Annotated in this window: 17 protein-coding genes and 1 pseudogene; 7 read left to right on the plus strand and 11 right to left on the minus strand. The window is 72.8% G+C overall.

Annotation, left to right across the window (positions count from 1 at the left end; genetic code table 11):
* Positions 1-330: 330 nt before the first annotated feature.
* From AB0C87_RS30475 to AB0C87_RS30490, 4 genes are all read right to left on the minus strand, one after another.
* Positions 331-1,695, minus strand: coding sequence for a pitrilysin family protein (locus AB0C87_RS30475; protein ID WP_360580681.1), 1,365 nt, complete (start codon positions 1,693-1,695; stop codon positions 331-333).
* A complete protein-coding gene (locus tag AB0C87_RS30480; RefSeq protein ID WP_360580683.1) occupies positions 1,692-2,948 on the minus strand; it encodes a pitrilysin family protein in 1,257 nt (418 codons plus the stop codon). The genes AB0C87_RS30475 and AB0C87_RS30480 overlap by 4 nt, the downstream gene beginning before the upstream one ends.
* 233 nt (positions 2,949-3,181) lie before the next feature.
* Complete coding sequence (locus AB0C87_RS30485) at positions 3,182-3,535, minus strand: STAS domain-containing protein (protein WP_089311207.1); 354 nt, start codon at positions 3,533-3,535, stop codon at positions 3,182-3,184.
* A gap of 119 nt (positions 3,536-3,654) precedes the next feature.
* Positions 3,655-4,272 carry an ATP-binding protein gene (locus tag AB0C87_RS30490; protein ID WP_345173328.1) on the minus strand — a complete coding sequence of 206 codons (618 nt, stop codon included), beginning with the start codon at positions 4,270-4,272 and terminating at the stop codon, positions 3,655-3,657.
* Positions 4,273-4,498: 226 nt separating this feature from the next.
* Here AB0C87_RS30490 and AB0C87_RS30495 point away from each other — a divergent pair, with 226 nt between their 5' ends.
* Positions 4,499-5,365, plus strand: a complete 867-nt coding sequence (locus AB0C87_RS30495) for a helix-turn-helix transcriptional regulator (protein WP_179844140.1) — start codon at positions 4,499-4,501, stop codon at positions 5,363-5,365.
* Complete coding sequence (locus tag AB0C87_RS30500) at positions 5,365-5,616, plus strand: DUF397 domain-containing protein (protein WP_185035161.1); 252 nt, start codon at positions 5,365-5,367, stop codon at positions 5,614-5,616. The genes AB0C87_RS30495 and AB0C87_RS30500 overlap by 1 nt, the downstream gene beginning before the upstream one ends.
* A 117-nt stretch (positions 5,617-5,733) precedes the next feature.
* Here AB0C87_RS30500 and AB0C87_RS30505 read toward each other — a convergent pair whose 3' ends face one another.
* Positions 5,734-7,476, minus strand: coding sequence for a serine/threonine-protein kinase (locus tag AB0C87_RS30505; RefSeq protein WP_360580685.1), 1,743 nt, complete (start codon positions 7,474-7,476; stop codon positions 5,734-5,736).
* A 154-nt stretch (positions 7,477-7,630) separates the two neighbouring features.
* On the opposite strand from AB0C87_RS30505, the gene AB0C87_RS30510 reads away from it, so the two are divergent.
* On the plus strand, positions 7,631-8,269 hold the full coding sequence (locus AB0C87_RS30510) for a helix-turn-helix domain-containing protein (RefSeq protein WP_345173333.1): 639 nt from the start codon (positions 7,631-7,633) through the stop codon (positions 8,267-8,269).
* 72 nt (positions 8,270-8,341) lie between these two features.
* Here the strand turns inward: AB0C87_RS30510 and AB0C87_RS30515 are convergent, their stop codons facing one another.
* Positions 8,342-8,524, minus strand: a complete 183-nt coding sequence (locus tag AB0C87_RS30515; RefSeq protein ID WP_345173334.1) for a hypothetical protein — start codon at positions 8,522-8,524, stop codon at positions 8,342-8,344.
* 332 nt (positions 8,525-8,856) lie between these two features.
* On the opposite strand from AB0C87_RS30515, the gene AB0C87_RS30520 reads away from it, so the two are divergent.
* On the plus strand, positions 8,857-12,237 hold the full coding sequence (locus AB0C87_RS30520; RefSeq protein WP_360580688.1) for a pyruvate carboxylase: 3,381 nt from the start codon (positions 8,857-8,859) through the stop codon (positions 12,235-12,237).
* Here AB0C87_RS30520 and AB0C87_RS30525 read toward each other — a convergent pair.
* Positions 12,234-12,881: a TetR family transcriptional regulator gene (locus AB0C87_RS30525; protein WP_345173337.1), complete on the minus strand. Its 648-nt coding sequence runs from the start codon at positions 12,879-12,881 to the stop codon at positions 12,234-12,236. The genes AB0C87_RS30520 and AB0C87_RS30525 overlap by 4 nt on opposite strands.
* A gap of 195 nt (positions 12,882-13,076) precedes the next feature.
* Here AB0C87_RS30525 and AB0C87_RS30530 point away from each other — a divergent pair.
* A pseudogene (locus AB0C87_RS30530) lies at positions 13,077-13,979 on the plus strand (RNA polymerase sigma factor); the annotation flags it as partial.
* A 57-nt stretch (positions 13,980-14,036) separates the two neighbouring features.
* Here AB0C87_RS30530 and AB0C87_RS30535 read toward each other — a convergent pair.
* On the minus strand, positions 14,037-14,357 hold the full coding sequence (locus AB0C87_RS30535; RefSeq protein WP_345173339.1) for a MerR family transcriptional regulator: 321 nt from the start codon (positions 14,355-14,357) through the stop codon (positions 14,037-14,039).
* A gap of 114 nt (positions 14,358-14,471) precedes the next feature.
* Positions 14,472-14,912, minus strand: coding sequence for an Hsp20/alpha crystallin family protein (locus AB0C87_RS30540; protein WP_345173340.1), 441 nt, complete (start codon positions 14,910-14,912; stop codon positions 14,472-14,474).
* A 250-nt stretch (positions 14,913-15,162) separates the two neighbouring features.
* Here AB0C87_RS30540 and AB0C87_RS30545 point away from each other — a divergent pair, with 250 nt between their 5' ends.
* Positions 15,163-16,491, plus strand: coding sequence for a serine hydrolase domain-containing protein (locus tag AB0C87_RS30545; RefSeq protein ID WP_360580690.1), 1,329 nt, complete (start codon positions 15,163-15,165; stop codon positions 16,489-16,491).
* A gap of 22 nt (positions 16,492-16,513) precedes the next feature.
* Here the strand turns inward: AB0C87_RS30545 and AB0C87_RS30550 are convergent, their stop codons facing one another.
* On the minus strand, positions 16,514-17,455 hold the full coding sequence (locus AB0C87_RS30550; protein WP_353833107.1) for a serine/threonine dehydratase: 942 nt from the start codon (positions 17,453-17,455) through the stop codon (positions 16,514-16,516).
* Between the two features lie 313 nt (positions 17,456-17,768).
* Between AB0C87_RS30550 and AB0C87_RS30555 the strand changes: the two genes are divergently transcribed.
* Entirely contained in the window at positions 17,769-18,932 is a 1,164-nt protein-coding gene (locus AB0C87_RS30555) for an FAD-dependent monooxygenase (RefSeq protein WP_360580692.1), read from the plus strand.
* On the opposite strand, the gene AB0C87_RS30560 is transcribed toward AB0C87_RS30555, so the two are convergent.
* Positions 18,913-20,163 (minus strand): RNA polymerase sigma factor, encoded by a 1,251-nt coding sequence (locus AB0C87_RS30560; protein WP_345173606.1) that lies wholly within the window; start codon positions 20,161-20,163, stop codon positions 18,913-18,915. The genes AB0C87_RS30555 and AB0C87_RS30560 overlap by 20 nt on opposite strands.
* Positions 20,164-20,264 lie beyond the last annotated feature (101 nt).

Genomic DNA, 20,264 nt, shown 5'->3' on the forward strand with positions numbered 1-20,264 from the left:
CTCGGCGACTGGCGCGCCCTGCCGGAGTCGGTCTCCCTTGTAGCGCCCGGGGCGGGCCCTGGGATCGTGTGGGTCATGCCGTGCCCGCCGCGCTCCCCTGGAGGTCTTTCGTGGTGGCGGCGGGCGGGGTTGGCTCCGGGATCGGGTGGTCACTCGGCGACTGGCGCGCCCTGCCGGAGTCGGTCTCCCTTGTAGCGCCCGGGGCGGGCCCTGGGATCGTGTGGGTCATGCCGTGCCCGCCGCGCTCCACTGGAGGTCTTTCGTGGTGGCGGCGGGCGGGGTTGGCTCCGGGATCGGGTGGTCACTCCGCGGCCGGCGCGCCTGCGGTGGTCAGGTCTCCTTCGTGGTGACGGTCACGGGGGCGTAGGCGAGCTTTTCGAGGGGCTCGCGGATCTGGGCGGCGTCGCCTACGGCGATGACCGTGAGGGCTTCCGGGTCGATGTGCTTGCGGTAGGCGCGGGCCACGCCGTCGGGGGTGGAGGCGCGGACCGCGGCCAGGTAGGCGCTCGGGTAGTCGGCGCCCAGGCCGTTGGCGGACACGTCGGCCAGCTCGGCGGCCACGGCGCGGGCCGTCTCGTACTCGGCGGGGGCGCGGTCGGCCAGGGCGCGGACGGACGAGCCGTGCTCCTCGGCGTCGATGCCGCGGGACACGATGCCGCGCAGTTCGGTGAGGGCGTCGGCGACCGCGTCGGCGGTGACCTCGGTGTGGACGGCGCCCTGGGCGATGAACAGGCCGCAGTGCCGCATGCGGAGCAGGCCGGCGCGCATGCCGTAGGTGTAGCCCTTCTCCTCGCGCAGGACGGCGTTGAGGCGGGACGTGAGACCGCCGCCCAGGACGTGCGACGCGACCATCAGGGACGGCCAGTCGTGGTGGGAGCGGTCGGGGACGCCGTGGCCGAAGCTGAGGTAGGTCTGCACGGAGCCGGGGCGGTCGACCACGACGATGCGGGCGGCGGACTCGGGCATGACCCGGTCGGCGGTGGGCAGCGGCGCGGCGGAGCCCGCCCAGCCTTCCAGGGCGGCGGCGAGGGCGCTGTCGGCGTCGGTCCCGGCGAGGTCGCCCGCGACCACGGCGGTCGCCTCGGCGGGGACCACGGAGCCGTAGAAGTCGCGGACGTGCGAGCCCTGCAGCGCGCCGACGGACTCGGGGGTGCCGCCGGTCGGGCGGGAGGCGCGGGCCTGCTCCGGGAAGAGGACGGCGCGCAGCTCGCGCATGGCGCGCGTGCCGGGGTCGGCGTCCTCCTGCGCGATCTCCTCCAGGCGCTCGCGGACGAGGCGCCGCACGTCGGCGTCGTCGAGGGCCGGGCGGCGCACCACCGAGGAGAACAGCTCCAGGGCGGCGCCGAGCCGCGTGGTCGGGACGTCCAGCGCGATGCGCAGGGCGGTCAGGTCGGCGTGCGCGTAGAGGCTGGCGCCGAGCCGCTCGAACGCGGCGGTCAGCGCGGTGCCGCCGCCGGGCTCGGTGCCCTCCAGCAGGGCGCGGGACGCCAGCGTCGCGACGCCGTCGAGACCGGACGGCTCGCGGCCCGCCCCCGCGTGCAGGACGAGGCGGACGGCGGCGAGCCGGCGGCCGGGCAGGTCGCAGCGCAGCGTCGCGGGGCCGGCCGGGACGCGGCCCGCGGTGCCGGACGGGAACGCCCACGCCGGGACGGGCCCGGGGACGGGACGGGGCTGCAGTGCAAGGCCGCTGCTCACGAGGTGCCTCCGTAGGTCAGGGCGGTGCGGGCGCCCGGGGCCAGCCAGCGGCCCGCCATCTCCTTGATCGCGTCTCCGGTGACCGCGGTGGCGCGACCGGGGGCGGTGAAGACCCGGGCCGGGTCGCCGAACTGCGTCGCGTTCTGCGACAGCGCGTTCGCCAGGCCCGTCACCGTCTCGGTCTGCTCCAGGAAGCCGCGCTCGGCCTGGGCGGTGGCGCGGGCGGTCTCGTCGGCGTCCGGGCCGTGCGCGGCGAACCGTTCGAGCTCCTCGTCCAGCACGGCCGCGATCTTCTCGGGCTCCGGGCCGACGGCGTCCACGATCGCCAGGGACGGGCCGGACGCGAGCCGCGTGACCCCGGCCCACACCTCGGTGGCGATCTGGTCGCGCCGCACCATCCGGTCGTAGAGGCGGGAGCCGGAGCCGCCGCCGAGGATCTCGACCGCGAGCTCGGCGGCCTCGATGTCGTCGCCGCCGTCGGTGGGGAGCGTGAACATCGCGAAGTAGGCGGGGGAGGGCACTTCCTCGTCGAGGGTCTCGCCGCGGACGCCGGTCAGCGGCCCGAGGGCGCCGGGGCGCGCGGCGGGCTGCCGCGGGCCGGCCGGCAGGCCGCCGAAGTAGCGCTCGACCGCCTCCAGCGTCTTCTCCGGGTCGACGTCGCCCACGACGGACAGGACGGCGTTGCCCGGCGCGTACCAGGTGGCGAAGAAGTCGGTGCAGTCGTCGAGGGTGGTGGCGTCCAGGTCTTCCATGGAGCCGATCGGGGTGTGCGCGTAGGGGTGCCCCTCGGGGAACGTCAGCGCGCACAGGCGCTCGAAGGCCGTGCCGTAGGGCTGGTTGTCGTAGCGCTGGCGCCGCTCGTTCTTCACCACGTCGCGCTGGTTGTCGAGGTTGGCCTGGGTCAGCGCGGCGGGGAGGGTGCCCATGCGGTCGGCCTCCAGCCAGAGCGCGAGCTCCAGGTGGCTGACCGGCACCGTCTCGTAGTAGTTCGTGCGCTCGAAGGACGTGCTGGCGTTGAACGCGGCGCCGGCGCTCTCCAGCAGGGCGGCGTGCTCGCCCTCGGCGACGTTCGCCGAGCCCTGGAACATCAGGTGCTCGAAGAGGTGCGCGAGGCCGGTGCGGCCGGCCCGCTCGTGCCGCGAGCCCACCCCGTACCAGATGTTCACGGCGGCCAGTGGTACGACGTGGTCTTCGCAGACCACCACGCGCAGGCCATTGCCGAGCGTGTGCTCATGCAGCGGCTGTTCTGCCACGGAGCGCTCCCGTCCGTTCGATGGGCCGGACAGCACCGCGCGCGCCGGGAGGCGTCCCAGGCGGCGGGCTTGATCTCGGTCTCACCGTACCGGGTGCGCCCGGCGCGGGGAGCGCCGACGGAAACTGTGGATAACCGGCGCCACGGAAAAGGCGCGAGCGCGGCCGGAGCAGGACGGGAGGCGGGGGACGGGAGGCGGGGGACGGGTGGCGAGGGGTCAGGGAGCGCCGGGGCTCAGGACGCCGCGGACTCGTGGGCCGCGATCGCGTCCTCCAGCGACCGGTGCAGGACGAAGATCTTGGTGAGCTGGGTGACGTGGAACACCCGCCGCACCCTGTCGTTGACGCCCATGAACGACATCGAGCCGTCCCGCGCCCGCAGCCGGTGGTAGATCCCGACGAGGACGCCGAGGCCCGTGGAGTCGAGGAACGTCACCTCGCCGAGGTCGATGACCAGGTGCGCGCCGCCGTTGTCGATGATCTCTAGCAGGGCCTCGCGCAGGCGGGGGCTGGTGAAGACGTCGATCTCACCGCTGATCTTGACGACCGTGAGGCCCTTCTCGACGCGATGCTCGACGGCGAAGTCCACCGGTGCTCCTCTCTGCCCCACGCCTCGTCCAACCCTGGAGGAGTTCTAGGGCCTCGTCGGGGGAATCCAATTGTTACCCCGGTCGCGCGTTGTTACGCCCGTTGTTCCGGACGCGTCGCTCAGGAGGACCGGAACAGGGCCCAGACGACCTTGCCGCGGGCGAGGGCGCGCCAGCCCCACCGGACGCTGAACGACTCGACGAGGTGCAGGCCGCGGCCGGTCTCGGCGATGTAGTCGGGCTCCTTGCGGCGGGGCGCGGTCCGGCTCGCGTCAATGATCCCGCAGAGCAGCCACGGCCCCTCGTGCCCGAGGCGCAGCCGGATGGCCGAGGGCGCGGAGCCGAGCGGGTCGGCCGGGTCGCCGTACACGCCCTCGCGGTGCACGTCGTCGCCCGGCCGCCCGCCGGCCGTCTTCCCGCTGTGCCGCAGCGCGTTCGTGACGAGCTCGGAGACGACGAGGCCGACGTCGTCGGCGAGCTCGGCCATGCTCCACTCGGCCAGCCGGGAGATCGCGAAGTGCCGGGCCTCGGTGACCGACTCCGGATCGGGCTCGACGGTGAACGAGACCGTGGACCCCCGCAGTTCCGTCAGCGCCGTGACGGCCCTGTCCAGGCGCGGAGGCAGGTCGAACGCCTCCGGGACGGGCGTCGAGCGCCCAGCCTGGGCCCGTGGGTCGTCCGGCCCCGCGAGAGGGCCGAGCTCCCACCGCGTGTCGTCGTGCGCGTGGCGTGACGTCATTCCACCGGACCCCGCAGAGTGATCTCGTTGTGCAGCCGTGGCTCGGAAGTCTCGTGCGTTATCCTGCGCATCGTAGCGTGCGAATGCAAGGCCCAATGCACGTGCATCCGCATCGCGAGGGTGTGGGGCGACGCGGATCGCATGCGGGAGATCGGAGGTAACCGCGGGACGCTGAGGCCAGTGGCACACTAGGTTCGCTGTCCGCCGAATAGCCGGGAGGTTGGGCGTGACTCCAGAGACGCCGGGAAGCGGGTCGACGGTTCGTCGGATCCTGCTCGGGTCGCAGCTTCGCCGTCTGCGCGAGCAGAAGGGCGTGACCCGTCAGGACGCCGGCTACGTCATCCGCGCGTCGGAGTCGAAGATCAGCCGTCTTGAGCTCGGCAGGGTCAGCTTCAAAGAACGAGACGTGGACGACCTGCTCACGTTGTACGGCGTCGGCGACAAGACGGAACGCGAGGCGCTGCTACAGCTTGCGCGGGAGGCCAACACCCCCGGTTGGTGGCACCGGTACAACGACGTGTTGCCCGGCTGGTTCCAGACCTATGTGGGCCTGGAGGAGTCGGCGGCGTTGATCCGCACATATGAACTGCAGTTCGTCCCGGGACTGCTGCAGTCGGAGGGGTATGCGCGCGCGGTGATTCGCCTGGGCAACGCCGGGGCCGCCGAACACGAGATCGACCAGCGCGTGGAGCTGCGCCTGCAGCGTCAGGAACGCCTCACGGGAGCGGAAGCCCCGCGCCTGTGGGCCGTGGTGGACGAGGGGGCGCTGCGGCGTCCCATCGGCGGGCCGGAGGTGATGCGGGGCCAGTTCGAGCACCTCATCGAGATGTCGAAGCTGCCCAACGTCACCATCCAGATCATGCCGTTCAGGTTCGGAGGCCACGCGGCCGAGGGGGGCGCCTTCACGATCCTGCGTTTTCCCGAGCAGGATCTGCCGGACGTGGTTTACGTCGAGAACCTCACCGGCGCGATGTACCTGGACAAGCGCGACGACGTCGACACCTACCTGCAGGCGATGGAACGCCTGTGTGTCGACAGTGCGACCCCGGAGCGCACCGTCGAGCTTCTCGGTGATCTTCTCAGAGAGACATGATGCTCCAGACCGATTACGACAACGGGATGCCGGCCGCCGAGCTCCTCGGAGCACGATGGCTGAAGTCCCGGCGAAGCAACTCCCAGGGGAACTGTGTGGAAATCGCCGAACTGCCCGACGGGCAGGTCGCGATGCGCAACTCCCGCCATCCCGAGGGCCCGGCCCTCATCTACACCCGCCCCGAGATAGAAGCGCTCATCCTTGGAGCCAAGGACGGCGACTTCGACCATCTCATCGCCTCCCGTAACTGATCCAGCAGCGGCCGGGTCGGCACCGGTGCACCCGAACGTCGACCCGTCCTCCGCAGGAGACACAGGCCACCCCAGGCGCGAGGGTGGCCTTGTTCATTCCGGCCCCAGATCTCTCCGTCAGCCGCAGTTGCCGTAGGGGGCGGTACTGCCGTTGCCGCCGAAGCGGACGCACACCCCGGGCGCGCTCACGTACACCGGTCCCGCGTACCAGGCGAACGAGCCGCTGTCGCTGACGGCGCCTCCGCCCTTCTTCTGGACCCAGGCGGAGACGGGCGACTTCGTGCCGACGTGCTTCGTCTTGATGGTGACGGCGCAGTTGTACTTGGTCGAGTTGCTGTAGAGCAGGTAGGCGACGCCGCCGGACACCCCCATGGAGCGCAGCACGTAGTACCCGGTGCCCTTGCCGCCGTTGTTGCACGCGGACTGCGGCGTGTACTTGTTGGGCGGCTCCTTGGGCGGCGTCGAAGTGCCCCCGCCGGTGCCTCTCGTGGGGGTCGAGCCGCCGGGCCGCTGCGGCGCACCCGGTTTCGGGGACGCGGTGGGGTTCGCGGGGTTCCCGCTCTTTCCGGGCTTCGGCTGCCCTGGTTTCGTCGTCGTCGGGCTCTGGGGGCGGCCGGCCGCGCCGTTCGCGGAGCCGGAGTCGCCTCCCACGCCGTGGTTCTCGTCGGACGCCGAGACGGGCCGTTCCTTGTCGCCGCTCGGCCTTGTCGCGGCCCACGCGGCGCCGCCCGCGATGACCAGCGCCACCGCCGCGGCCGCGGCGATCGGTATGGCGAGGCGTCCGCGTCCCCTGCCGTCCGGCTCATGGCCGTTGGGCGGCGCAGGAAGGCTCGGTGGCGGCATTCCGAGCGCCCCCTGGCCGTAACCCTCCGGGGGAGGCATCGCATCGGCGTACGGACGCGGCTGCGGGGCCGTCCCTTCGGGGACGCCGGACGGGTCCGTCACGTGCTCGGGAGGCGGCGCAGGGAGGGCCGCGGCGGGCGGGACGGTCATGACGGGAGGGACGGCCTCGGACGCTCCGCTGGTCGCGCCGAGCAGCCGCTCCTGGGCCTCGCGGGCGGTCGGGCGCTGCGCGGAGTCCTTGGCCAGACACGCGAGGACGAGTTCGCGCATCGGGCTCGGGAGGTCGCCCAGATCCGGTTCGCCCGTCAGGATCCGCTTCATGACCGAGGCCATCTCGTCGTTGCCGAACGCGGGACGTCCCGTCGCGGCGAACGCCATGGTCGTGCCCCAGGCGAACATGTCGGCCGCCGGGCCGACCTGGTCGCCGGTGAAGTGCTCCGGGGCCATGTAGGCGGGAGTGCCGACGTTCTGCGTCTCACCGGCCGCGCCCAGCGCGCGCGCCACGCCGAAGTCGATGACGCGCGGGCCGTCCGGGCCCATCATGACGTTGCGCGGTTTGAAGTCGCGGTGCACGATGCCGGCCTGGTGGATCGCCGTGAGCGCGGTGAGCGTGCCCACCGCCAGCCGCTCCAGCGCGCCGCCCTTGCGCGGGCCCTCCGTCCGCACGACGTGGAAGAGCGACAGGCCGGGCACGTACTCGCTGACGATGTAGGGCTGGTCGCCCGCCACGTCGGCGTCCAGGACCTGCGCGGTGCAGAAGCGCGCGACGCGCTTGGCGACCTCCAGTTCGCGGACGAACCGGGCGCGGGCGGACTCGTCCCCCGCGAGCCTGCCGTGCAGGAGCTTGATCGCGACGTGGTCGTCGGCGCGGACGGCCCGGGCACCGCCCCGCGGGCGCCCCAGGAAGACCGCCCCCTGCCCGCCCTCGCCGAGGCGGCCCAGGATCTCGTATCCGCCCAGCTCGACCGGGTCCCCCGACTCCAGTGGATGGGCGTCCGGCATCGTCCTGTCGGTCACACCACTCGCTCCCCGTTGTTCCGCATCGTCCCGCGATCGTTCCGCAAGACTATGGCCAACGATGGTATGCGCTCGGCAAAGCGGGTGATCAAGTCGTGGTGGCCGCGGCCACTTAATGGGACTATAGTCCGGTTGTACTTCAGGGGAGGAGGCGATGATGGACCGTCGCCCGGCCGGCGCGAGGCGCGTGGATCTGGAACTGATGCGGACCCCGCCGCCCAAGGAGCGCGCCGACGCCGCCCGCAACCGCGTGAAGGTGCTGGACGCCGCCGCCGCGCTGTTCGCCCGGCACGGAGTGGAGGCGGTGTCCATGGACGCCGTCGCCGCCGAGGCGGGCGTCGGCAAGGGCACGCTGTTCCGCCGCTTCGGCGACAAGGCGGGCCTCGCCGTGGCGCTGCTGAACGAACGCGAACGTGCGCTCCAGGACGCGATCCTGTCCGGCCCGCCTCCGCTGGGCCCCGGGGAGGACGGCGCGGTCGTGGCGCCGTCCGAGCGTCTGCACGCCTTCGCCGACGCCTACCTGGACTACGTGCTCGACCATCTGTCGCTGGTGCGCATGTCCGAGACCGCTTCGCCCGGGGCCCGGTACCGGATCGGCGCCTACGGCTTCTGGCACCGGCACCTGACGATCCTGCTCGACCAGCGCGGTGACGCCGTTCCGGACGGTGAGGCCGTCGCGCACGCGCTCCTGGCAGTCCTCGGCGCGGAGCACCTCACCGCGATGGTGGAGAGCGTCGGCAGGGAACGCACCCGGGCCACCGTCCACAGATTCTTCGACATGGCTCGCGCCTAGCGGAACGCGAAAGCCCCCGCGGATGCGGGGGCTTTCCCATGCCTGCCCGGAGGTGCGGTCGGGCGCGGAGTGTCAGGCCGGGTCGGGTGTCCGCCGGCGGCGGCGGGTCTCCGCCCGGCCCTCCGCGTTGCCCGGTGGACCCTCCTGGGCATGGTTGCGTTCCAGCTGCGCGGCGACCGCGAGGGCGCGCAGCGACGTGGTTCTCACGCGTTTGCGCTCGCTGGTGGAACGGGTGCGGGGGATGCTGCTGGGCACGGTTCACCTCCGTAGGTCGCTGACATGGGTGCGGCCCGGCCGGCGGGATCGCGCACGGTCGTTGCAACCGCAAGATCCTTCCGGCTATTCCGAGTGATCGTTCCGTTTCGCGACGACCGGATTCAGGGGAAAGATTCCCCTGTTTTCACGTCTCGTACCATCTGTCCCTTTGTTCTCGTTGCCGTGCGGGGCCGTCCGGACCGCTCGACTGGGTAGGTATCCCAGGATCCGGTTCGCCCGCGGGTTCGTCCCGCCATGAGCGGCTCAGCGTGGAGCCCAGGAGGCCGTCGGGCGCGGCCGGACGCGCCCCGAGCCACTCCTGGGAGACACACGTGATCAGTAAGCTGCTCGTCGCCAACCGTGGCGAGATCGCCGTGCGCGCCTTCCGCGCGGCGTACGAACTCGGCATCGCCAGCGTCGCCGTGTACGCGCACGAGGACCGCCTGTCCCTGCACCGGCAGAAGGCGGACGAGGCGTACGAGATCGGGGAGCACGGCCACCCGGTCCGCGCCTACCTGGACGTGGACGGGATCGTGGAGACGGCGCTGCGGGTCGGCGCCGACGCCGTCTACCCGGGCTACGGGTTCCTGTCGGAGAGCCCCGAGCTGGCGGCGGCGTGCGAGCGCAACGGGATCAAGTTCGTCGGCCCGCCGTCGCGGGTGCTGAGCCTGGCGGGCAACAAGATCGAGGCGGTCGCGGCGGCCGGCCGCGCGGGCCTGCCGGTGCTGCGCTCGGCGACGCCGGAGCCGGGACGGGAGCTGGAGGCGGCCGACGAGGTCGGGTTCCCGCTGTTCGTGAAGGCCGCGTCGGGCGGCGGCGGGCGCGGGCTGCGCCGCGTCGACCACCGCGAGGACCTGGAGGCCGCCGTGGACACGGCGCGCCGCGAGGCCGAGAGCGCGTTCGGCGACCCGACGGTGTTCCTGGAGCAGGCGGTGGACCGCCCGCGCCACATCGAGGTGCAGGTCCTCGCGGACGCGGCCGGGCACATCGTCCACCTGCGCGAGCGCGACTGCTCGGTGCAGCGGCGCCACCAGAAGGTCGTCGAGATCGCGCCCGCCCCCGGGCTGGACCCGGAGACCACCCGGCGGCTCTGCGACGACGCGGTCCGCTTCGCCCGGGAGATCGGGTACGAGAACGCGGGGACGGTCGAGTTCCTCGTGGACGACCGCGGCGAGCACGTCTTCATCGAGATGAACCCCCGCATCCAGGTCGAGCACACCGTCACCGAAGAGGTCACGGGCGTCGACCTGGTGCAGAGCCAGCTGCGCATCGCGGGCGGCGAGACGCTGGCCGACCTCGGCATCGCGCAGGACGAGGTCGGCGTGAGCGGGTTCGCCGTGCAGTGCCGCATCACGACCGAGGACCCGGCGAACGGGTTCCGTCCCGACACGGGGAAGATCTCGGCGTACCGGTCCCCGGGCGGCGCCGGCGTGCGGCTCGACACGGGAACGGCCTACGGGGGCGCGATCGTGTCGCCGCACTTCGACTCGCTGCTGGTGAAGCTGACGTGCCGAGGCCGGACGTTCGAGGAGGCGGTACGGCGGGCGCGCCGTGCCGTCGCGGAGTTCCGTATCAGGGGCGTCGCGTCCAACATCCCGTTCCTGCAGGCGCTGCTGGACGAGCCCGACTTCCGCGCGGGCGGCGTCACCACGTCCTACATCGCCGACCACCCCGAGCTGCTCACGGCCCGTTCCAGCGGCGACCGCGCGACGCGGCTCGTCCGCTACCTGGCGGACGTCACGGTCAACAAGCCGCACGGTGAAGCCCCCACCGACCTGGATCCGGCGACGAAGCTGCCGCCGCTCGACCTCGACGGGCCCTTCCCCGAGGGGTCGCGTGACCGGTTGCTGGCGCTCGGCGCGCGCGCGTTCGCCGAGCAGCTACGGAACCAGGACGCCTTGGCCGTCACCGACACGACGTTCCGCGATGCGCACCAGTCGCTCCTCGCTACGCGAGTACGTACCTATGACCTGCTGTCTGCCGCGCCCTATCTCGCTCGGATGACGCCGCAGCTTCTCTCGATCGAGGCGTGGGGCGGGGCAACGTACGACGTCGCGCTCCGCTTCCTGGGCGAGTCGCCCTGGGACAGGCTGGCCGCGATCCGCGAGGCGGCGCCCAACCTGTGCATCCAGATGCTTCTGCGTGGCCGCAACACCGTCGGCTACACGCCGTATCCCGACTCGGTGGCTCGGGCCTTCGTCAAGGAGGCGGCCAGTACGGGAGTCGACATCTTCCGTGTGTTCGACGCCCTGAACGACGTGGACCGCATGCGCCCGGCCATCGACGCGGCCCTCCAGACCCACGCGCTTGTGGAAGGCACGCTCTGCTACACCGGCGACCTGTCCTCCCCGGACGAACGGCTCTACACGCTCGACTACTACCTGCGGCTGGCGGAGGAACTCGTCAACGCGGGAGTCCACATCCTCTGCGTCAAGGACATGGCCGGCCTGCTCAGGGCGCCCGCCGCGCGCACCCTCGTCAGGGCCCTCCGCGAGCGGTTCGACCTGCCCGTCCACCTGCACACCCACGACACGGCCGGCGGGCAGATCGGCACCTACATCGCCGCCATCGAGGCGGGCGTCGACGCCGTCGACGGCGCCGCCGCGCCGCTCTCGGGCACCACGAGCCAGCCGCCGCTCCAGGCGATCGTGGCCGCGACCGACTTCACCGAGCACGCCACCGGCCTCGACCTGGACGCGCTCACCGCCATGGAGCCGTACTGGGAGGCCGTCCGGAAGCTCTACGCGCCGTTCGAGATGGGGCTTCCCTCGCCGACCGGGCGCGTCTACGGGCACGAGATCCCCGGCGGGCAGCTGTCCAACCTGCGGCAGCAGGCCGTCGCCCTCGGCCTCGGCGACCGCTTCGAGGAGATCGAGCGCCTCTACGCGGCCGCCGACGCCATCCTCGGGCGGCTCGTGAAGGTCACCCCGTCCAGCAAGGTCGTCGGCGACCTGGCCCTGCACCTCGTCGCGGCGGGCGCCGACCCGGACGACTTCGCCGAGAACCCGGACCGCTACGACATCCCGGACAGCGTCATCGGGTTCCTGAACGGCGAACTGGGCGATCCGCCCGGCGGCTGGCCCGAGCCGTTCCGCACCAAGGCCCTCGCAGGACGCCGGTACACGCCCGCCCGGGCCGAACTGGACGGCGCCGAAGAGAAGGCTCTGGCCGGCCCAGACGTTCGCGACACGCTCGACCGCCTGCTCTTCCCGGGCCCTGCGAAGGAGTACCGCGAAGCCCGCGCCGCCTACGGGGACCTCTCCGTCCTGCCGACCGGCCCGTTCCTCTACGGGCTCCGGGCGGGGCACGAGGTGGCGTTCGACCTCGAACCCGGCGTCCGCGTCCTGGCCGGGCTGGAGGCCGTCGGCGACGTCGACGAGGCCGGGGTCCGGCAGGTCATCTGCTCGGTGAACGGCCAGCTCCGGACACTCTCCGTCCGCGACAAGTCCGTCAAGTCTGACGCGCCGCCGGTCGAGCGGGCCGACCCCGCCGAGCCCGGCCACGTCGCCGCCCCGTTCGACGGCTCGGTGACGCTGCGGGTGGCCAAGGGCGACGAGGTCGCCGCGGGAGACGTGGTCGCCACCATCGAGGCCATGAAGATGGAGGCCGCCATCACCGCCCCGGTCGCGGGCGCCGTCGCCCGGCTGGCCGTCCCGGAGGCGACGCCCGTCCAGGCCGGCGACCTCCTCCTGGTCATCCAGGACGGCGCCTAGGGCGCCTTCCGTCCTCCGGGGGCCGGACGCGTCGCGTAGCTCCCCAGGGACGGTTCGAGCAGGTCGAAGGCGGTCTTCGCGGACTCCGCGAGGGCCGCCTCGATCTCCTCGCGGGTCTCGCCCCGCACGTTGCGGCGCAGGGCCTCCTGGAACAGGACGCGGTGGACGCCGCCGAGCTGCGCGGCGACGAGGCGGGGCAGGACGTCGTCCGGGCCCGCGCCGGTCTCCTCGGCGAGGACGGCGGCGAGAGCCTCCTCCCGTTCCTCGTGGAACTCGCGGAGCCGCGCCACCAGCGCCGGGCTCTCGGCGACCATCCGGGCGAACGGGGGGCCGGAGAAACCGATCACGGCGTCCTGCCGCCGGACGGCCTCCAGGAACCCCCGGCGCAACGCGGCCAGCGCGGACTCGCCCGGCGCCCGCTCGGCGACCGTGCGCGCCAGGGAGGCCACGAACACCTCGTGCAGGTCGAGCGCCAGGTCCTCCTTGCGGGGGAAGTAGTTGGTGACGGTCATCTTCGCCACCTGGGCCGCCGCCGCGACGTCGGCGATGGTCACCCGGTCGAAGCCGTGCCGCAGGAACAGGCGGGTCGCGTGGTTCGAAATGCTCTGGCGCGTCTGCTGCTTCTTCATCTCCCGCAGTCCCATGCCGCCATCCTCTCATAATCCGACCTAAGTTCGTTGTCGACATAAGCTTAGGTCGGATCTAAGTTTGGCTCGCGAGCCTGACGGGTACCGAGATCGGGTGACCGTTCCCTCCCGGCCGCCGGACGAGCAAAGGACACAGCCCTGAACGCCAGCCACGCGCCGAGCGCATCCCCCCGCTCCACCGTGAACCTCGTCGACCCGATGAAGGACTACCTGTCCCGCATCGGGCGCACCGCGCTGCTCACCGCCGAGCAGGAGGTCGACCTGGCCAAGCGCATCGAGGCCGGCCTGTTCGCCCGAGAGCGCCTCATGACCCTGGGCGACGAACTGAGCCTCCAGGACAAGCAGGACCTGGAGTGGATCGCCGCCGACGGCGTCCGCGCCAAGGAGCACATGGTCGAGGCCAACCTGCGCCTCGTCGTGTCGCTCGCCAAGCGCTACATGGGCCACGGCCTCCCGTTGAACGACCTCGTGCAGGAGGGCAACCTCGGCCTGATCCGCGCCGTGGAGAAGTTCGAGTACCGCCGCGGCCTGAAGTTCTCCACCTACGCCGTCTGGTGGATCAAGCAGGCGATCAGCCGCGCGCTGGCCGACCAGAGCCGCACCATCCGCATCCCCGTGCACGTCGTCGAGGTGCTCAACCGGATGACGCGGGTCCGGCGGCGGATGATGCAGGACCTCGGCCGCGAGCCGACCTCGCAGGAACTGGCCGTCGAGCTCGACGTCACGCCCGAGAAGGTCGAGTGGCTGCGGCGGCAGGCCCGCGAGCCGCTGTCCCTGCACACCCCGCTCGGCGAGGACGGCGACGGCGAGCTCGCCGACGTCATCGAGGACCCCGAGGGCGGCGACCCCGCCGACGTCGTGGCGACCTCGATGCTGCGCGGGCGCCTCGACGCCGTCCTGGAGACCCTCACCGAGCGCGAGGCCGGCGTGATCTCGCTGCGGTTCGGGCTGTCGGGCGGCGAGCCGAAGACCCTGGAGGAGGTCGGCAAGGTCTACGGGGTGACGCGCGAGCGCATCCGGCAGATCGAGTCCAAGGGCATGCACAAGCTGCGCCACCCCTCCCGCCGCGAGACCCTCGCGGACCTGCTCGGCTGAGCCGCCGGCCGGGCCGGCGCCGGGGAGGCCCGCGGCGCCCGCGCGCCCGCCCGGGCGTCAGGCCGTGGAGTCGCGGCCTCCGGCGAGCCGCCGGGCGAGTTCGTCGCGCTCCCGGGTGAGTTCGGCGACCTCGTGCTGGAGTTCGAAGATGCGCCGGATGGCGGGCAGCGTCATGCCCTCGCCCATCATCGACACGACCTCCTGGATGCGGCCGATCTCGTGGCGGCTGTAGCGGCGCTGGCCGCCGGTCGAGCGCTGGGGGGAGACGACCCGGTGGTCGTCGATGCGGCGCAGGAACGCCTGCTGGACGTCCAGCATCTGCGCCACCTGTCCCACCGTGAACAGCGCGGCGTGCTCGTCGTCGAACGGCAGGTTCATGGGGGGCCTCCTCGGCGCCGTCGCGGTACCGGCGAACGCCGGACGATGCGGGCGGCCCCGGTCGGCACGGCCTTCGACGAGCCGCGCCGGCCGGGGCCGCCCGGACGTCGCGCGTCAGCTCCTGATCGCCTTCTGGCCGGCGCCGGACTGCTGGACGGCCACCTTCCGCGGCCGCGCCCGCTCCAGCACCGGGATGCGGACGGCGAGGACGCCGTTCTCGTAGGCGGCCTCGATCGCTTCGGCGTCCAGGTGCTCCGACAGGTAGACCCGGCGGGTGAAGGAGCCCATGGTGCGCTCGCGGACGAAGACGCGCTCCTCCTCGCCGAACTCCTCCTCGCGCCGCGCGGTCACCGAGAGCACGCCGCGGTCGACGGTCACCTCGATGGAGCCGGGGTCGACCCCCGGCAGATCGAACCGCAGGACGACGTCGTCCGCGCGGCGGACGCCGTCCATCGCCATGGCGGCGCCGTTTCCCTGGCCGGCCGCCTGGCGGACCGCGCGGTCGAACTGACGCTCGAACTCCTGCACGAACGGGTCGATCGACGTCAGCAACACGGACATCACCTCCGAAGACCTCGGCGCCTGGCGTGCGCCGATTACCTGTTCCTCGTACAAGAGGAAACCTGCAACTCCAGTTATAGGAAACCGGGAAGCCGATGTCAAGCCCCGGCGTCGCGGCCGTCCAGTCCCGGGTGTCGTGAGCGACCCGTTTTGGTGGCTCTGGGACCGCTTCCACCCTCGGGATGAGAGAGTGGATGATCTAGAAAAGCCCCCTCGGGGGCGCGGTCGGCGCGGAAAGACGGGGATGATGGCCAGAGGGCTGGGACGGCTGGCGAGGCGCGGCGTCGCCAGGGGAGCGGCCGCGGGTGCGGCGCTCGTTCTGACGTTGGCGACGGCCCAGGTCGCGGCGGCGGCCGGGCCGGACGTGGGCCCGTCCGTGATCGCCGCGGCGCAGCCGCCCACCGTCCCGTTCGATCCCGCCAAGCTCCGGGCCACCCTGGACGCCACGCACGACGCCGGGATGTACGGGCTGTTCTCCGAGGTCCGGGACGGCCGCACGGCGTGGGACGGCGCGGCCGGCGTCGCGGACGTGCGCACGGGGCGCCGGGTCACCCCGGGCATGCGCCAGCGGGTCGGCAGCATCACCAAGTCGTTCGTCGCCACCGCGATCCTCCAGCAGGTCGAGCGGGGCCGCGTCGACCTCGACGCCCCGGTCGGCCGCTACCTGCCCGGCCTCATCCCGGGGCGCCCCGGCGAGCAGACGACCGTGCGGATGCTGCTCGACCACACCAGCGGCATCGGCGACTACGTCGCCCCGGCGTTCCCCTCGCTGCGGGAGCTCTCGGCCGACAGCCTGGACGAGTACCGGTTCCGCGACGTCCCGCCCGAGCAGCTCATCGCCTGGGGGCTGCGGGCGCCGCGCACGGGAGAGCCGGGCGAGCGCTGGTCGTACTCCAACACCAACTACGTCATCGCCGGGAGACTCCTGGAGAAGGTGACCGGGACCAGGGCGGAGGAGTACATCACCCGGAACGTCATCCGCAAGGCCGGGCTGAAGCACACCTACTTCCCGTCCTCGCCCTGGATCGCGGGCCCGCACCCGCGGATGTACGAGTCGCTGTACCAGCACGTGACGCCGCCCCGCGACTACAGCACCTTCGACATGAGCTGGGCCTGGACGGCGGGCGCGCTCGTCTCCACCATGGACGACCTCAACCGCTTCTACCGCAGGCTCCTCACCGGCGACCTCATCGGGCCGGACGCTCTGGCGCAGATGCGGCGGACCGTCCCGGTGAAGGACGCGGACGGCAACGTCCTGATGAACTACGGCCTCGGGCTCTACTCCCTCGACCTACCGTGCGGGACGTTCTGGGGCCACGACGGCGCGGTCTTCGGCGCCGGAACCCAGTCCCTGTCCTCCGCCGGGGGCGAGCGGCAGATCTCGCTGGCCTTCAACCGGATGAAGTACCAGCAGCTCAGCGCGGGCGGCACGCCCGTCCCCCACCCCATCGACAACGCGCTGGCCGCGCACGTGGTGGAGGCCCTGTGCGGCAGCCGCCCCGCGACCGGCACGGTCCGTCCCGCCGCGCAGGTGCGGCTGCTGCCGCTCCAGGCCCTGCGCGCCGCCGGGTGAGACGCGGCCGGTCGCCGGAAACTCAGACCAGGTCGGACGGGTCGGTGTTGGCGCCGCACAGCACGACCACGACGCGCTCCCCGGGGGACGGCCGGTAGGCGCCGCCGCGCAGCGCGGCCACGGCGGCGGCCGTGCCGTGCTCGACGACCATGCGGTACTCCTGCCACACGAACCGGCGGGCCTCGATGATCGCCTCGTCGGTGACCAGGACGGGACGCACCCCGGCACGGGAGGCGACCGCGAACGCGATCTCGCCGGCCCGGGTCGCGCCGAGGGAGTCGGCGGCGATCCCCGACACCTCCACGTCCACGGGGCGTCCGGCGTGCAGGGCGCGTTCGAGGGTCGGGATCGTCGCGGGCTCGACGCCGACGACGCGCGCCCGCCCTTCGAGCGCGGCGGCGACGCCCGCCATCAGCCCTCCGCCGCCGACCGCCAGCAGGACCGTGTCGACCTCGCCGCCGGTCTGCTCCAGCATCTCCAGGCCGAGCGTGCCCTGGCCCGCGCACACCTCCGGCAGGTCGTAGGCGTGGCAGAACAGCGCGCCGGTGTCGGCGGCGCGCTTGGTCGCGGCGTCCTGCGCCTCGGCGTACCGGGTGCCCACCTGCACGACCGCGGCGCCGAGGGCCCGCAGCCGCGCGACCTTCACCGCGGGCGCCGTCTCCGGCACGTACACCTCGGCCGGGACGCCCGCCCGCGCCGCCGCGTACGCGAAGGCCAGCCCGGCGTTCCCGCCTGAGGCCGCGACGACTCCCGTCTCGGGAAGCCGCCCCTCCTCCCGCGCCGCCAGGATGTGGTTGAACGCACCGCGCGCCTTGAACGACCCCGTGTGCTGCGTCAGTTCGAGCTTCAGCCACATCCGCGCGGCGGGCGCGAGCGGCCCCGGCTCGACCTCGACCATCGGCGTGCGGCGGACATGTCCCGCGACACGCTCCGCGGCGGCCTGGACGTGCGAGCGATCGATCACCGGTTTCCCCTCCGCGTCATCAGCACCCAACGCCAGTTTGGGACATGACACCCGATCACGCCACCCGCCCCCCTGACAACCACCCCCAAGCCCCCCGGGAAGGGCTGCTGACCGTCGTCCTCCGCTCCGCTCCGGACGCCGGTCAGTTTTCCTTTGGGGGGCGACCCCCCAAGCCCCCCGGGAAGGGCTGCTGACCGTCGTCCTCCGCTCCGCTCCGGACGCCGGTCAGCACACGGTGCGAGGTCGGTCAGCGGCCGGGGCGAGTCTCTTCATCGGCGCGGGACGCAGGTCCCGCCGGACTAGGGAGGTCCCCATGAAGAACGTCCTCATCTCGGGTGCGAGCATCGGCGGTCCCGCGCTGGCGTACTGGCTGCGGCGGTACGGGTTCGGCGTGACGGTCGTGGAGGTGTCGCCCGGGCCGCGGGCCGGCGGGCAGGCGATCGACGTGCGCGGGCCGGCGCTGGAGGTCGCCGAGCGGATGGGCGTCCTCGACCGGATCCGCGAGCGGCGCGTCGAGATGCGCGGCATGTCCATGGTGGACGGGGACGGCAAGGAGCTGTACCGCAGCGAGGACTACACGATCACCGGGGGCGACCTGAGCAGCGCGGACGTGGAGATCCTGCGCGACGACCTGTCCGCGATCCTGGTGGACGCGGCCGGCGACGGCGTCGAGTACCTGTACGGCGACTCGATCGCCGGGGTGGAGCAGGACGACGACGGCGTGCGGGTGATCTTCCAGAGCGGGCTGATCCGCACGTTCGACCTGGTCGTCGGCGCGGACGGCGCGCATTCCACCACGCGCCGGCTGGTGTTCGGGCCGGAGAAGGACTACCTCACCCACCTCGGCACCTACCTGTCGGTGTGGACGGCCCCGAACTTCCTCGGCCTGGACCGCTGGCAGGTGTTCCACCAGGTGCCGGGCAGCAGTTGGGGTGGCGGCGTGATGAGCGTGCGCGGCAACGAGGAGGTCCGCGTCTACCTGGGGTTCGAGTCCGAGCGGCCGATCGAGTACGACCACCGCGACACCGCCGTGCAGAAGAAGATCATGGCGGACGCGCTGGCCGGCGGCGGCTGGGTGGTGCCCGAGCTGCTGGAGACGATGTGGGACGCGCCCGACTTCCACTTCGACTCGATGGCGCAGATCCACATGGACTCCTGGTCGAAGGGGCGGGTCGTCCTGCTCGGGGACGCGGGCTACTGCGGGTCGCCGCTGTCCGGGCAGGGCACGAGCATGGCCATCGTCGGCGCGTACGTGCTGGCCGGGGAGCTGAAGGCGGCGGGCGGCGACCACCGCGCCGCGTTCGCGAACTACGAGAAGGAGCTGCGCGGGTACGTCGCCGCGAACCAGGAACTGGCGCTGACCAACAAGGCGCGGGTGGACGCGCAGCGCGACGCCGAGACGGGCGCCGGGACCGAGGTCGTCGACTTCCAGGACTTCGGGGAGATCGTCGGCTCGTTCACGGTGCGGGACTACTGAGCGCGGCGGCGCGGTCCAGCAGGACCCGGCGTTCGGGCGCGTTGCGGGTGAGCTCCGCGGCGCGCTCGAACTGCTCCCGGGCCTCGTCCCGGCGGCCGAGGCGGGCGAGCAGGTCGCCGCGGACGCTCGGCAGCAGGTGGTAGCCGCGCAGGGCGGGCTCGTCCACCAGCGCGTCGGCGAGCTCCAGGCCCTTCTCGGGACCGTGGGCCATGCCGACCGCCACGGCGCGGTTCAGCTCCACCACGGGGGACGGCGCGACGCGGGCGAGGATCTCGTAGAGGGAGGCGATCTGCGCCCAGTCGGTGTCCTCGGCGGAGGGCGCCTGCGCGTGGCAGGCGGCGATCGCGGCCTGCAGGACGTACGGGCCGGGCGGCTCGCCGATCCTCTTCGCGCGCAGCAGCGCCTCGAACCCGCGGGTGATGAGGAGCCGGTCCCACTTGCCGCGGTCCTGCGCCGCCAGCGGGACGGGCTCCCCGGACGGGCCGGTGCGCGCCCGGGTGCGGGACGCCTGGATCTCCATCAGCGCCGCGAGCCCGTGCACCTCGGGCTCGCCGGGGGCCAGCGCCGCGAGGACGCGGCCGAGGCGCAGCGCCTCGCGGCACAGGTCCGTCCGCACCCAGGCGTCGCCCGCGCTGGCGGCGTACCCCTCGTTGAAGACGAGGTAGACGACCTCCAGCACGGACGCCAGCCGGGCCGCGCGGTCGGGGCCCTGCGGCACCTCGAACGGGACGTTCGCCTCCGAGAGCGTCCGCTTGGCCCGGACGATCCGCTGCGCCACGGTCGCCTCGGGGACGAGGAACGCGTGCGCGATCTCCTCGGTGGTGAGGCCGCCGAGCATGCGCAGCGTCAGCGCGACCCGCGCCTGCGCGGACAGCACGGGGTGGCAGGCCGTGAAGATCAGCCGGAGGACGTCGTCCTCGATGTGGTCGTCGTCCGGAACGTCGAACTCGTCGCGCGGCGCCTGGGTCTCCAGGTCGCGGCCCATCTCCTCGATCTTGTCATCGAGCCGCCGCAGCCGCCGGATCCGGTCGATCGCGCGGCGCTTGCCGACGGCCATGAGCCAGGCGCCCGGGTTATCCGGGACGCCCGACTCCGGCCACTGTTCGAGCGCGGCGACCAGCGCGTCCTGCGCGAGTTCCTCGGCGAGCCCGATGTCGTGCACCATGCGGGCGAGACCGGCGATGATGCGCGCGGCCTCCAGCCGCCACACCGCGTCGACGGTCGCGTGCACGCTCGTGCCCCGTGCGGGCGCCTTCCGCGCCCCGGGCTCGTCCGATGCCGTCACGCTGCCGATGAGAGCACCCGCACCGGCCGCCGCGCAACCTCGGCGGA

It is taken from the genome of Actinomadura sp. NPDC048021, assembly GCF_040653135.1.
Lineage (GTDB): Bacteria > Actinomycetota > Actinomycetes > Streptosporangiales > Streptosporangiaceae > Spirillospora > Spirillospora verrucosospora.